This is a genomic window from Caloramator australicus RC3 (assembly GCF_000297115.1).
GTDB classification, from domain to species: domain Bacteria; phylum Bacillota; class Clostridia; order Clostridiales; family Caloramatoraceae; genus Caloramator; species Caloramator australicus.
Window position 1 is genome coordinate 1 of record NZ_CAKP01000018.1, and the last position, 13,376, is coordinate 13,376.

Here is a 13,376-nt window from a genome sequence, read left to right on the forward strand (position 1 = left end):
TTCTTCCTTCAAATTGTCTGTGTTGTTTTATTTTATTTTGTCTTTAACTTTGGAACTTTTAGATAACTACCTTCAAGTGTTACTGTTCCATTTTGATTATTTGTAGTATAAGACTGGTAACCTTTCTTTTTCTTGAACTTTGGAAATCCTGTTTTTTATCTCTAAAGAATTTTTTATATGCTTTTTCTAAATTAAGTTGTGCGTTGGAAAGTGCAAGACTATCTACTTCTTTTAGAAAAGAATATTCTTTTTTATATTGTGCAGGTGTATTGTTTAGCATTTCCCCTGTTTTTTTATAGTATTCTATTTTGTCATGTAGCATTTTGTTGTATATAAATCTTACACAACCAAATACTTTAGCAAAATATTCTTCTTGTTCTTTTGTTGGATATATCCTGTATTTATAAGCCTTTAGCAAAGTTACACCTCCTTCCTGTAATACTGATTATATCATAAAAAAGAATTTATCAATCAACATTCATCACCCACTTATAGAAGTGGGCGACTTCTGTTACTCTTTAGTTAAATCCCCTAATATCCTCATATTTGTCCTCAAAACCGTCTATTGAAATCACTAATTTATCAACATAGTCCACAATAAGTTCCTTTAGCTTTTCATTTAATATTGTTCCATTCGTCGTTATAGTTAAATTAAAATTTGAAAATATATTAATAGCGTCATATATAAGATGGGAAAAGGTAGGCTCGCCAATTCCTCCAAGGATAATTTCCTTTAAGTTTTTATCCTTAACCTCATCATAAATCCTTCTTAATATTTCAATGTCCATATCACGAGGAATTTCACTCCAGGAGCGCCTATAGCACATTTTACAGTTTAGATTACATTTATCGGTAAGTTCTATATAAAGCTTTTCAAATCCCACAAAATCACCCCAAAGCAAATACTTAATCACCCTAAAAGGATTTTCCTTTTAGGGTGATTTATTAATTATTTAATTCCAAGCTTTTTCAATGTTTCTTCCTTTGGATATCCCTTTTCGTCCCATCCTCGAACTTCATAGTATTTTGGTAAAAGCTCTGATAATCTATGAACATGGCCTTTTGATGGTCCTTCTGGGATTGGGTCTTCTAATAATCTCTTTGGAAGTTTGTCTTCACTTGGATCGATTCCAGCCTTTAGGTTGAATACTCTTTCTAGAGTCCAAATTCTTGAACCTGCCTTAAGTATTGTTTCTGCAGTAAAATCAGTTCCAGATACAACATTCATAAGCTCTGCATAATCAGGTGCTCCAAGGGCAAAGGATGTAAATAGGCAAAGTCCTAATGAGTCAATAACTGCTGTAAGGTCTTGGAATACCTTAACCCATTCTGCCTTTCCTTCAAGGGAGAATCTATCTATCTTTTGTGGTGCACCAAGGATTTCCGGTGAAATCATATATCCTCTAACGTGGCAACCACCTCTATTTGAAGTTGCATATTCAAGACCATGGCCTTGAACTCCTCTTGGGTCGTATGCTGGAAGTTCCTGCTTTTTAACCGACATTGAAAATTCAGGCACTCCATAAGCTTCACATAATCTATATGAACCTTCAGCCATCTTATCCCCAAAGCCTTCCCTTGCACCAATCTTCTTAGTCCAGCCAACTATTGCATCCGCATCGCCAAATTTTAACGAATAACCATCATCCTTAATTTCTTCATCCTTTACATATCCCTTTTCATAAAGTTCCATAGCGGCAGCAATCGTTGTTCCTGTTGAAATAGTGTCAAGCCCATATTCGTTACACCAAAAGTTTGCTTCTGCAACAGCATTTATATCATAAACATCACAGTCAGCACCAAATGCCCATAAAGTTTCGTATTCTGGTCCTCCAACTTCTTTTCCGTCCTTTAACCTTACCCATCTACCGCAGGCAATTGGACATCTATAGCATGGATTCTTTCTAACAAGTATGTCCCTTGTCATTGTCTCACCACTTATATCATCTGCCTTTTCAGTATATGCCCTTTGGAAGTTAGCAACCGGGAATATACCATGCTCGTTTATGATATTAACAAGAACTGCTGTTCCATAGGTTGGAAGTCCCTGACCTGTAACTCCATTTTCTCTTAGCATCTTTATCTTTGATGCAACAACATCCTTAACCTTTTCTTCATCATAAAGCTTAACTGCCTTGGTTCCCCTTACAACTATAGCCTTAAGATTCTTGGATCCCATTACTGCACCAACGCCTGAACGTCCTGCGGCTCTGTCATAATCGTTTATAACCGCTGCTATTCTTGAGAGCTTTTCACCAGCAGGTCCTATGCATAAAACTCTAACCTTTTCGCCATGTTCTTTTTTAAGTTCGTCGGTAGTTTCGGAAACAAGTTTTCCCCAAAGGTGTCCCGCTTCTTTAATTTCTATCTTATCGTCCTCTATAGCAATATAGACAGGCTTTTCTGCCTTTCCTTCAAGTATTATCATATCATATCCTGCTGCCTTTAATTCTGCACCAAAATATCCCCCTGAATTTGAGCAGGCAATTGCACCTGTCAATGGCGATTTAGTAATTACCATATATCTTCCGCCGGTTGGAACTGGGGTTCCTGAAAGAGGTCCTGTAGCAACAATTAACTTGTTTTCTGGGCTAAAGGGCTCAACATTAGGATCAACTTCGTCAAAGAAAATTTTGCTTCCTAGCCCTCTTCCTCCTATGTATTTTATAGCAAGGTCTAGATTTAAATCTTCCACCTTGTAAGTCCCACTCGTAAGGTCAACTCTTAATATTTTTCCAGCATAACCAAACACCAAAATACCCCCCTTGTTTGTTTTCAATACAATATATTACCATTGAATAAAAATTATTATAACTTTTGGTAATATATTGCATTTAACTTTATTATAATACAAAAAACTTTATTATAACAGATTATTTCTGAAAATTCTTAAAATTATTTTTTAACATTAAAAGGATGCCAAATAGCATCCTTTAAAAACTTAAATCTTAAGTGCCAGCCACTATTTCTATTTCGTCGCCAGGTCTTACGAATCCTCCCTTTATAACCTTTGCAAATATACCTTCCCTTGGCATTATGCAGTCTCCTGTAATTTTTCTTATTTCACAGGCTTCATGGCAATTTTTCCCTATCTGGGATATTTCAAGGATAACTTCCTCACCAACCTTAAGCCTTGTCCCAACAGGAAGGGTATATAGCTCTATTCCTTCCGTTGTAATATTTTCGGCAAATTTTCCTGCAACCAAATCCCAAATTCCCATTCTTTTCATTTTATCTATGCTCTCCTGTGCTAAAAGGCTAACTTGTCTATGCCAATTTCCTGCATGGGCATCCCCTTCAAGGCCATGGTTTTCTCTAAAATATCCAACCTCAATTGGCTTTTTTATGGTTCCCTTTCTCTCACTTATATTGACAGAAACAACCTTTGCCATTATTAAACCTCCCTTTCATAAATTCCTGATTTTCCTCCGCTTTTTCTAACAAGCATAACATCGCTTATAACCATATCCCTATCTATTGCCTTACACATATCGTATATAGTCAATGCAGCAACCGATACAGCCGTCAGAGCCTCCATTTCAACTCCTGTTTGTCCAATTGTCTTAACGGTAGCTTTTATGTCGATCTTGGAGTTGTCAAAGTCAAGTTTAAAACTAATATCACAACCTGTTGTCATTATAGGATGGCACATTGGAATCAAATGCGAAGTATTTTTAGCCGCCATTATGCCTGCAACCTGCGCAACTGCTAAAACATCACCCTTTTTAATGGTTCCCTCATGGACCCTTTTTAAAGTTTCCTCCTTCATATAAATGCTTCCTATTGCAACGGCCTCCCTTTTAGTAGCCTCCTTTTCACTGACATCCACCATCCTTGCCCTTCCTTCTTCATTTATATGAGTAAGATCCATAAATTATCCCCCTATCTGAAACATCATCTTTTGACTTTTGCTTAATTCCTTTTCAAGGTTGTGTTCTAAAGGTTTATTTAAAATAGCATGTTCAAGAATTAATTTTAATTTATATTTATCCTCTAAAAATGCCTTTAAATCCATCTCCTCTTTGGAATGAAGGCATGGTTTTATGGTTCCTGTTGCCGTTAAACGTATTCTATTGCAGCTTGAGCAAAATTTACAGGTCATAGGCGCTATAAATCCTAAGCTACCCTTTGCACCCTTTCTTTTAAATACCATTGCCGTGCTATTAGGTCCTGTTTCAACAGGAGTAAGATTTTCAATTCCAGCTATAATCTCCTGTGAAGATATATATCCATCCTTAAACTTTGCACCCTCACCAATTGGCATTATTTCAATAAACCTAATATGCAGTGGGTATTCGTCGGACAATTTTACAAAATCCATTATTTCATCATCGTTTATTCCTTTTATAACTACAGTATTTATCTTTATGGGGTTAAACCCAACTTCTATACTTTTTTCAATTGCCCTAAACACATCATCTATATTTCCAATTCGGGTTATCATTTTAAATTTATCCTTTTTTAAGGTATCAAGGCTTATATTTACCCTTTTAAGCCCTGCTTTTTTTAAGGTATCTGCCATTTCGTAGAGCCTTGTCCCATTTGTAGTTAAGGCAATATCGTCAATCCCTTCAATTTTAGAGGTTTCATAAATCAAGCTTTCTATTCCCTTTCTTACTAGGGGTTCTCCGCCAGTGAATCTTATCTTTTTAATTCCAAGCTCTGCCGCAATTTTTATAATTTTAATATAATCCTCGTTTCGCAAAACATCATCATGGTCTTTTTTTATTATTCCTTCCTCAGGCATACAGTAAATGCATCTTAGATTGCACCTATCTGTAACCGATATCCTCAAATAATTGATTGTTCTCCCAAATTTATCCTTCATATAAATTCCCCTATTCAATAATGATCTTACCTAAATCGCTATAATCGTAACCTCCAAGTCTATCAAGTTCTTTTTTGAATTCCTCTGAATTAATAACCTCTATAAATTTTTTCACACCATCAAGCTCAAGATATTCAACAGGAATTACAATATCATATTCCTCGTTTGCAACTGGAATAAAATCAAGGTCCATAATCTGTGCTGCTGAGAAAACTCCAAGTCCGCAGTCGGCATTGTTTTTGGCTACCTGTGCAGCAACAGAAATATGGGTATAATCCTCCCTTTCATATCCCTTTATATCCCTTGGGCTTATTCCCAATTTTTTAAGTTCAAAATCTAATAAAATCCTTGTCCCAGAGCCTTTTTGTCTGTTTACAAACCTTGCACCCTTTTTAGCAATATCTTCTATTGAGTGAATATTTAAGGGGTTACCCCTTTTAACCATAAGACCTTGAATTCTCTTTACAAATTTAATAATTGCAATTTTTCTATTTGGGATATATTTTCTTATATACGTCCTATTGTATTCACCTGTTTCCATATCAAGGAGATGAACTGTTGCAAAATGGGTTTCCTTGTCCTTAAGAGCCAAAATCCCCCCCATACTTCCCACATGGGCAGACGCTAAGTTATATCGTCCCTTCTTTGCTAAAAGGTCTGCAGCAATATCAAGTATGATGTCATGGCTTCCAATGCAAAGGATAGTATTTTTAATCTCATCCTCTGCCTTTAAAAGATTTATATTAACAACGCTTCCCTTTTCATATCCTTCAAGCTCCTCCGGAACCTCTAAAACTCCATCAGCCCTAACAAGGCTCATGGTAGCCCCAGCTCCCCTTTCTATTGGGGTTGCTATATATTTTCCTTCTATATAGCCTAATTTAACCCTTACAAATTCAAGATATTTAGATGAAGACATAACCCTTTTTGATAGTTGTGCCTCTATATATTTTTTATCCTTGATATCATATCCTTGAACAAAATTAACAAGCTTTTTAACTATGTTTTCCATTATAAAAAATGCTGAGACTGGAAAACCAGGTATTCCAACGATTGGCTTATTTAATACTCTTCCCAATATAACAGGTTTACCCGGCTTTATTGCAACACCATGAATATACACTTCACCTAATGTTTCAATAACTTTTTTAGAATAGTCCTCTCTTCCAGCTGAAGAACCTGCATTTAAAAGGACAACGTCATACTCCTCAGCTGCCTTTTTAACAGTTTCCAAAAGCTTTTCAAAATCATCTTTAACTATGTTAAACCTTGTTGGAATTCCTCCGTATTCTTCAACTAAAGCAGCAAAAACCCTTGAGTTAAACTCAATTATATCGCCAATCTTAAGATGGGCCCCAGGCTCTACAATTTCCGTTCCAGTTGGAATTATAGCAACCCTTGGCCTTTTATATACTTCAACATCAAACACCCCTCCTGCAATTAAAGCACCAATATCAACAGGTCTTATCCTATGGCTTTGGGGAAGAATTAATTGACCCTCTACTATATCCTCCCCCATCTGCCTTATATTTTGCCAAGGGATAGCTGGCTTAATTATCTCAACTTCATCTTCTGAAACCTTAATAGTATCTTCAACCATTATAACCGCATCGTATTCATCCGGGATTGGATCGCCAGTATCAACTACGATGTAATCTTTACCTTCTTTTAACCTTAATGGGCTTCTGTCTGTTGCCGTAAATGTATTTTTAGCAACGACAGCTATTCCATCTACTGCAGAGCTGTTATAAAAGGGGGATGAAATTTTTGCAAAGACAGGTTTTGCAGTTATTCTTCCCTTTGCTTCATGTGTTTTTACAACCTCTGTTCCTAATCTAAAATCCTTTATCCTTTCAAAATACATATCAATTGCCTTTTCAAGGCTTATATTAGAAAGATAAATATTCCTTTCCATGGCAACCTCCTAAAACTTAAATACTTTAACCCTTTGCCCTTGGTAAACTCCTTCTAATTCCTTTTCTATATAGATATATCCAAAGGATTTTGAAAAACAGGATATTAGCCCGGATTTATAATATGTAGGATATGCTATAAGCTCTCCATTTTCCACCTTTATTCTAACAGGCAAAAACTCCGCCCTTCCCTGGGCTTTATGATAGTTAACTGCCATTTTGCATTCTATCCAAAAGTCCTCCCTTTCGAATCCTCTAAGTTTATCAAAATAATGGGCAACGAAGTTTTTAAATATCACAGCACAGGCTAAAGGATGCCCTGGTAACCCATAGACAAACTTTTCCCCTATTTTACCTATAATGGTTGGTTTACCTGGCTTTATAGCAATACCATGGATGAAAATATTAGAGTTTTCAAAGGATTTAATAACCTTTACGGTTTCATCCTTATTCCCTACGGAGCTTCCGCCGGACATTATAACAACGTCGCACTCCTTTATTGCCCTATCTAAGGTTTCCCTGAGTTTTTCATAATCATCCTTAACTATTCCATAAAGGGTAGGTTCTACCCCCTCCTCCTCGCAAAGGGAATATAATAGATAACTATTTATGTCCCTAACCTGTCCTAAGTTTATTTTTTCTTTTGGATCAACAACCTCATCGCCGGTTGATATTATACCAACTTTAATCTTTTTATATACTTCTATTTCAAGTATGCCAAGGCTTGATAAAACGCCAATCTCATAGGGCCTTATCTTTGTCCCCTTTTTTAATATAAGCTCTCCCTTTTTTACATCCTCTCCTATTTCAACTATGTTCTGTAATGGTGCTGTAGGTTTATTTACAAGTATTGTTTCATGGTCTAATTTTTCAGTGTATTCTATCATAACAACAGTATCGGCACCCTTAGGTAGCATTCCACCGGTTGGGACATACATACACTCTCCTGCATTTATTTCACATGGGGGAGTTTGTCCAATTTTAACCTCCCCAACAAGCTTTAATATAGCAGGGAGGCTCTCACTTGCACCAAAGACATCCTCCGATTGAGCCGCATATCCATCAACGGTTGACCTTACAAAGTCAGGAACATTTTCATTTGAATATATATCCATAGCCAAAATTCTTCCAAGGGAGTCAAGAATATTTATTTTTTCCGTTTCGATTTTATATGTTGAATTTTTTTCTATTATTTCCTTTGCTTCCTTTATTGAAACAAGCTTTAAAAGTTCCATCTTAATCATCCTTTCTTGCACATTCTGATGCCTCTCCCTTGAGTATCTCAATGCCATGCTTTAGGGCAGGCAAAACTACATTTAAGTTTTCTACCGCACCCTTTGGACTTCCTGGAAGATTTATTATCAATGTTCCTTTTCTTATACCTGCAACTGCACGTGAAAGCATTGCCTTTGGAGTTATCTCCAAAGATTTTGCCCTCATGGCTTCAGGAATACCTGGAACTATTTTTTCAATTACCGCCAATGTTGCCTCAGGTGTTACGTCCCTTCTTGAAAATCCTGTCCCTCCGTTTGTTAATACAAGATCCACCTTTAAATCATCACAAAATCTTATAAGCTCACATTTTATATCCTCAATTTCATCTGGAACTATTTTTGTCTCAACAACTTCATATAAATTCGGATCTAATACTTCTTTAATTGCAACCGATGTAGTGTCCACCCTCTCCCCCCTTGAACCTTTGTCGCTTACAGTTAAAATTGCAACTTTAATCATTTACTTCACCCCTTTTTAAAATCTTTTTAACCAGTGGATTTTTAGGATTATTAAAAAACTCCTCATTTGTATTCATTTCAATTATTTTCCCTTTATCCATGAAAATTACTATGTCTGCTATTCTTTCGGCTTGAAAAATGTCATGGGTTACAATTAATATAGTTGTCCCAAATTCTTTATTTATGTCCTTTAAAAGTTTTTCCGTCATAAGGGTGCCTTCAATGTCCATGTTAGCAGTCGGTTCATCAAGCAATAAAAGTGGCCTTTCTAATATTACAGCCCTTAATAGGGCAACCTTTGCAGCCTCTCCCCCAGAAAGTTTTTTGGCATTTTTATCTAGAAAATTTAAATTGTAATATGAATTATATTTTTTTAACCTTTCCTCTATAATTTTTGTATCTAATCTTTGATATCTAAGACCTAATATTATGTTTTCCTTTACAGGCATATTGAATATGTAAGGCCTTTGCTGCATTATGGAAATTTTGTTTCTAACCCTTTCAAAGTCCTCTTCTCCATCGTAATAAATAATCCCTTTATCATATCCTTTAAAATTGGCTATGCACTCCAAAAGGGTAGTTTTCCCACTTCCATTAAGTCCAAGAAGGGCAACTATTTTCCCTCCCTCTATAAAAAGTTCATCAATACTTAATGCCACCTTTTCGTATTCCTTTACAAGACCTTTAATTAATATATTCATTTGTTTCTCTTCCCTTCAATGAATGGAGTATTATGTTTATTAAAAAGGAAATAGCTAAAAGAATAAGACCTATGATTAGAGCATCCTTAAAATTGCCTTTGCTTGTTTCAAGAGCTATAAAGGTTGTCATAACCCTTGTATATCCTTTTATGTTTCCGCCCACCATCATAACAGCGCCAACTTCCGATATCGCCCTTGAAAATCCTGATGTTACTGATGTAAATATTTCTCCTTTGCATTCATTAATTATGAGGAATAGAAAATCCCCGTAATCTCCCCCTAACATATAGCAGTTTTTTTGAATTGTCGGAGCTATTTTTTCAATCTGCCTTACAGTTAAAACAAATATAATAGGCAATATAAGCAGCATCTGAGCAATTATCATGGCAGTTGGTGTAAAAAGAAGATTTAGTTCTCCTAACGGTCCCCTTTTGGATAATATTATGAAAACTATAAGCCCCATAACAACCGGTGGCATTGCCATAAGACTATCAGCTATTCTATATATTGCCCTTTTTAGCTTAAAATCCTTAATCGAAAAGGGAACAGCTAATAAAATTGCTATAATCGAAGCTATTGCTGTAGATGTTAAGGATACATAAAGGGAAGTTAAAATAATCTCTAATATTTCCATCTAATCACCTTTTCCCGTTGAATTTGAATAAAGGCTCCCCGTATTTTTCAATGCCATAGTTGTTTATAAGCTCTTTAGCCTTATCTGATAAAATCCATACTTCAAATTCCTCTGCAAGCTCTTTTTTGTGACTTATTTTATTAGGGTTTAAAAGCACTATGCTGTATTGATTTTTTAACATTGGATGCCCTTCGCAAACTATTTGAAGGCTTAAATTCTTCTTCATCGTTATATATGTAGCCCTATCAGAAAGGGTATACCCTCCCTTTTCATCTGCTATATTTAAAACTTGTCCCATACCTAGTCCTGAAACTATGTAGCTTTTCCATTTAGGATTTATATTTATTTCCCTCCAAAGTTTTTTCTCCCTTTGATGGGTTCCGGATTCGTCCCCTCTTGATACAAAAACTGAATTAGACTTATATATAAGCTCAAAGGCTTTTAGGGGATTATTTGATGCGTTTTCTTTTACCTTTGCAGGATCATCTTTAGGTCCTACTATTACAAAGTCGTTATACATAATTTCATCCCTTTTAAGTCCATATCCTTCTTTTATGAATTCCTCTTCCTTTTCCTTTGAATGGACAAATAATATATCAGCATCTCCACGTTTTGCAATCTCAAGAGCCTCTCCTGTGCCTCTTGCAATCACCTTTACTTTAATGCCAGTATCCTTTTCAAATTCTGGGATTAAATATTCTAAAAGACCTGAATCCTGAAGGCTTGTGGTAGTTGCCAAAGTTATTTCCTTCTTTTGAGCTGATGAACAAGACATTAGAAAAATAGATAATAAAAGGACAATCCACCTTCTCATACAAAAAACTCCTTTCGTTTTTGTCCGAAAGGAGAATACTATCCTAATATTCTCCTTTCCAAAGAGGAGGCAGAGCCGTTTCCAACTCTACCCTATCGGTCTTAAGGCCATAGCCTTGCCTTAGGCCTTAAGACTCGGAGAATTCTTTTATAAACTAAATTCTTAAACTTAATTATAATATATTCTACAAATAACAAAAAAATCCTTCTTTTTATTCCCTTACCCAATATTTGCTGCCATCATTTGTTCTATCTAGAAAAGTTCTTAATAAACAAGAGCTTTTTATCTAATGATATTCATAAATTTAAGTATCAAATAAACAATATAAGCCCAAAGAAGTGCAATTATAATTCCTGCTATGATGCCCTTTTTCTTTGCATCCTTCATATCGGCTTCTTTTTCCTTGCACTCCTCCCAAACTTCCTTTGGAATAAGTTTTATAGCAAGGGCAATCCCTGATGGAATTAATACTAAATCATCTAAATAGCCAAGGACAGGAATAAAGTCAGGTATCAGGTCAACAGGGCTCAAGGCATAGGCAATAACAATGCCTGCCCAGAGCTTTGCAATAATTGGTGTTTTAGGATGCTTATATGCAAGGTAAAGGATATATAAGTTTTTACTTAATTCCTCCGCCTTTCTTTTTAGCTCCTCTAAATTCATACGTCCACCGCCTTAAATTTTAGATAAATTAGCCCATCCTGCTTAGCTCAACTGCAATTTCAGAAGCAAGCTTTGCGTTATTATAAACCAATTGAATATTGGAGTCAAGGCTTTTTCCTCCTGTTATTTCCTTAACCTTTGCAAGTAAAAACGGAGTGGTTTCCTTCCCTTTTATTCCCTTTTCCTTTGCCTCTAAAAGGGCATCCTCGATTGCTTTATTTATAACATCATAGTCCATTTCATATTCCTCTGGAATCGGGTTTGCTACAACAACTCCACCCTTTAATCCAAGCTGCCACTTCACAAATATTGCCTTTGCGATTTCCTCTGGTGTGTCTAGTCTATAATCTAGTTTAAATCCGCTCCTTCTTGTATAAAAGGCTGGAAGCTCATCGGTTTTATAACCTACAACAGGAACTCCAAAGGTTTCAAGGTATTCCAATGTAAGGCCTAAATCTAAAATTGACTTTGCTCCTGCGCACACAACCGCAACATTTGTATTCGCAAGCTCCTGCAGATCCGCTGAAATATCAAAAGTCTCCTGGGCTTCCCTATGAACTCCTCCAATTCCCCCAGTTGCAAAAACCCTTATCCCCGCAAGGGCAGCAATGATCATAGTTGAGGCAACGGTTGTTGCACCGTCCATCTTTTTTGCAACTATAAAGGGGATATCGCGTCTTGAAACCTTTACTATTTCCCTTCCTTTTTGTCCAAGATACTCTATCTCATCAGGAGTTAATCCTGCCTTTAGCTTACCGTTTATTATAGCAATAGTTGCCGGAGTTGCTCCATTTTCCCTGACAATCCTTTCTACATTCAAAGCTGTTTCTACGTTTTCTGGATATGGCATACCGTGGGAAATTATAGTCGATTCAAGGGCAACAACGGGCTTCCCAAGTTTTAGTGCCTTTTCTACTTCTTTGCTAAGTTCTAGGTAATTTATCATAATCCCATCTCCTTTATAGTAGATTGAATAGAATCTATATCTATATTTGGATTTATTGTATCCTCTGATTTTAGTGCAATAATTGATGCAGCCATTGCAAGTTTTGCTGAAAGGTCTATATCATACCCATTAATAAAGCCAAAAACAAGACCTGCAATAAAGGCATCCCCAGCTCCGTTTGAATTTACTGCTTCAATCTTTGGTGCCTTTAATAAATTATATATTCTTCCATCGCTATAAAATACTCCATCTTCTCCTAATGATATAAATATCCTTTTAACACCCCTTTGTAAAAAATAATCGCTGCATATTTTTAAATCCTTTTCATCGTTTATCTTTATCCCAGTTAAAGCCTCTGCTTCGTATTTATTTGGTTTTATGCAATAAAAATTGCCTATAAAGTCCTTAACCTTAAGAGCTTTTGTAGTTGATACTGTATCCAAAAAAATTGGAACTTCAAATTCCTCAGAAATATATTTTAATACATCCTCAGGAAGATTTGTATCTACAACTATACATTTTGAATTTTTAATTAAACCTTTGTTTTCTTTAATATAGTCAACCTTAAATTCATCATATATATCCATGCAGGATAAGGCAAGTGCCATATCCCCTTTTTCATCTTGAATTGATATATAGGTTGAAGTTTGTTTTTCTTCTATAAAGTAAACGGAGCTTACGTCCATCCCAATCTTTTTTGCGTGGTCATATATTTTTCTGCCATATATGTCCTCACCCAAAAGGGTTAAAAGCTTTGTCTTTACACCCATCCTTGCTAAGTTTTCTGCAATATTTCTTCCAACCCCTCCAAAGGAAATTTTTAAATTTCCAGGATTGGAGTCCTTAAGTTTTAATTTTGATTTTGGATAACCTAACATATCAACATTTGCAGCACCTATCACATAAACATAATCTTCGTTTTGGGGAAGGACATAACCTTTACCTAAAATTAATCCCTTTTTCATAAGATTAGTAATATGGACCGCCACCGACGACCTTGTTATCCCTAATCTTTTTGCAATTTCATCCTGGGATATAAGTGGGTTTTCCCTTACAATATTTAATATCTCCCTTTCCCTGTTCGTCATAACATCACCTTAACTTATGCTTATTTCATAATCATTTGCTTATATTATACATCAAA

The 13,376-nt window shown here is 35.7% G+C and carries 14 protein-coding genes, 1 pseudogene and 1 riboswitch; all 15 genes and pseudogenes read right to left on the reverse strand.

Annotated features, from left to right (window positions below; translation table 11 throughout):
• Nucleotides 1-418: pseudogene (locus tag CAAU_RS02015) on the reverse strand (helix-turn-helix domain-containing protein); the annotation flags it as partial.
• 100 nt (nt 419-518) lie between these two features.
• Entirely contained in the window at nt 519-884 is a 366-nt protein-coding gene (locus CAAU_RS02020; RefSeq protein WP_040305681.1) for a radical SAM protein, read from the reverse strand.
• A gap of 65 nt (nt 885-949) precedes the next feature.
• A complete protein-coding gene (locus CAAU_RS02025) occupies nt 950-2,752 on the reverse strand; it encodes an aldehyde ferredoxin oxidoreductase family protein (protein ID WP_008907768.1) in 1,803 nt (600 codons plus the stop codon).
• Between the two features lie 196 nt (nt 2,753-2,948).
• Nucleotides 2,949-3,392 carry an MOSC domain-containing protein gene (locus tag CAAU_RS02030; protein ID WP_008907769.1) on the reverse strand — a complete coding sequence of 148 codons (444 nt, stop codon included), beginning with the start codon at nt 3,390-3,392 and terminating at the stop codon, nt 2,949-2,951.
• A gap of 2 nt (nt 3,393-3,394) precedes the next feature.
• Nucleotides 3,395-3,871: a cyclic pyranopterin monophosphate synthase MoaC gene (moaC, locus tag CAAU_RS02035; protein WP_008907770.1), complete on the reverse strand. Its 477-nt coding sequence runs from the start codon at nt 3,869-3,871 to the stop codon at nt 3,395-3,397.
• A 3-nt stretch (nt 3,872-3,874) separates the two neighbouring features.
• On the reverse strand, nt 3,875-4,828 hold the full coding sequence (gene moaA / locus CAAU_RS02040) for a GTP 3',8-cyclase MoaA (RefSeq protein WP_008907771.1): 954 nt from the start codon (nt 4,826-4,828) through the stop codon (nt 3,875-3,877).
• A gap of 10 nt (nt 4,829-4,838) precedes the next feature.
• Nucleotides 4,839-6,743 carry a molybdopterin biosynthesis protein gene (locus CAAU_RS02045; protein ID WP_008907772.1) on the reverse strand — a complete coding sequence of 635 codons (1,905 nt, stop codon included), beginning with the start codon at nt 6,741-6,743 and terminating at the stop codon, nt 4,839-4,841.
• A 9-nt stretch (nt 6,744-6,752) separates the two neighbouring features.
• Nucleotides 6,753-7,976, reverse strand: a complete 1,224-nt coding sequence (locus tag CAAU_RS02050) for a molybdopterin molybdotransferase MoeA (protein ID WP_008907773.1) — start codon at nt 7,974-7,976, stop codon at nt 6,753-6,755.
• Between the two features lies 1 nt (nt 7,977).
• Nucleotides 7,978-8,475, reverse strand: coding sequence for a MogA/MoaB family molybdenum cofactor biosynthesis protein (locus tag CAAU_RS02055; protein ID WP_008907774.1), 498 nt, complete (start codon nt 8,473-8,475; stop codon nt 7,978-7,980).
• Nucleotides 8,468-9,175 (reverse strand): ABC transporter ATP-binding protein, encoded by a 708-nt coding sequence (locus CAAU_RS02060; RefSeq protein WP_008907775.1) that lies wholly within the window; start codon nt 9,173-9,175, stop codon nt 8,468-8,470. Before CAAU_RS02060 ends, CAAU_RS02055 begins: the two co-directional genes overlap by 8 nt.
• On the reverse strand, nt 9,159-9,809 hold the full coding sequence (locus tag CAAU_RS02065; protein ID WP_008907776.1) for an ABC transporter permease: 651 nt from the start codon (nt 9,807-9,809) through the stop codon (nt 9,159-9,161). Before CAAU_RS02065 ends, CAAU_RS02060 begins: the two co-directional genes overlap by 17 nt.
• A 4-nt stretch (nt 9,810-9,813) precedes the next feature.
• Complete coding sequence (locus tag CAAU_RS02070) at nt 9,814-10,623, reverse strand: ABC transporter substrate-binding protein (RefSeq protein WP_008907777.1); 810 nt, start codon at nt 10,621-10,623, stop codon at nt 9,814-9,816.
• Nucleotides 10,624-10,658: 35 nt separating this feature from the next.
• Nucleotides 10,659-10,775: riboswitch (molybdenum cofactor riboswitch) on the reverse strand.
• 130 nt (nt 10,776-10,905) lie between these two features.
• Complete coding sequence (locus tag CAAU_RS02075; protein ID WP_008907779.1) at nt 10,906-11,286, reverse strand: YkvA family protein; 381 nt, start codon at nt 11,284-11,286, stop codon at nt 10,906-10,908.
• 28 nt (nt 11,287-11,314) lie between these two features.
• Nucleotides 11,315-12,235, reverse strand: a complete 921-nt coding sequence (locus CAAU_RS02080; RefSeq protein ID WP_040305679.1) for a pseudouridine-5'-phosphate glycosidase — start codon at nt 12,233-12,235, stop codon at nt 11,315-11,317.
• Nucleotides 12,229-13,320 carry a PfkB family carbohydrate kinase gene (locus CAAU_RS02085; protein ID WP_008907781.1) on the reverse strand — a complete coding sequence of 364 codons (1,092 nt, stop codon included), beginning with the start codon at nt 13,318-13,320 and terminating at the stop codon, nt 12,229-12,231. Before CAAU_RS02085 ends, CAAU_RS02080 begins: the two co-directional genes overlap by 7 nt.
• Nucleotides 13,321-13,376 lie beyond the last annotated feature (56 nt).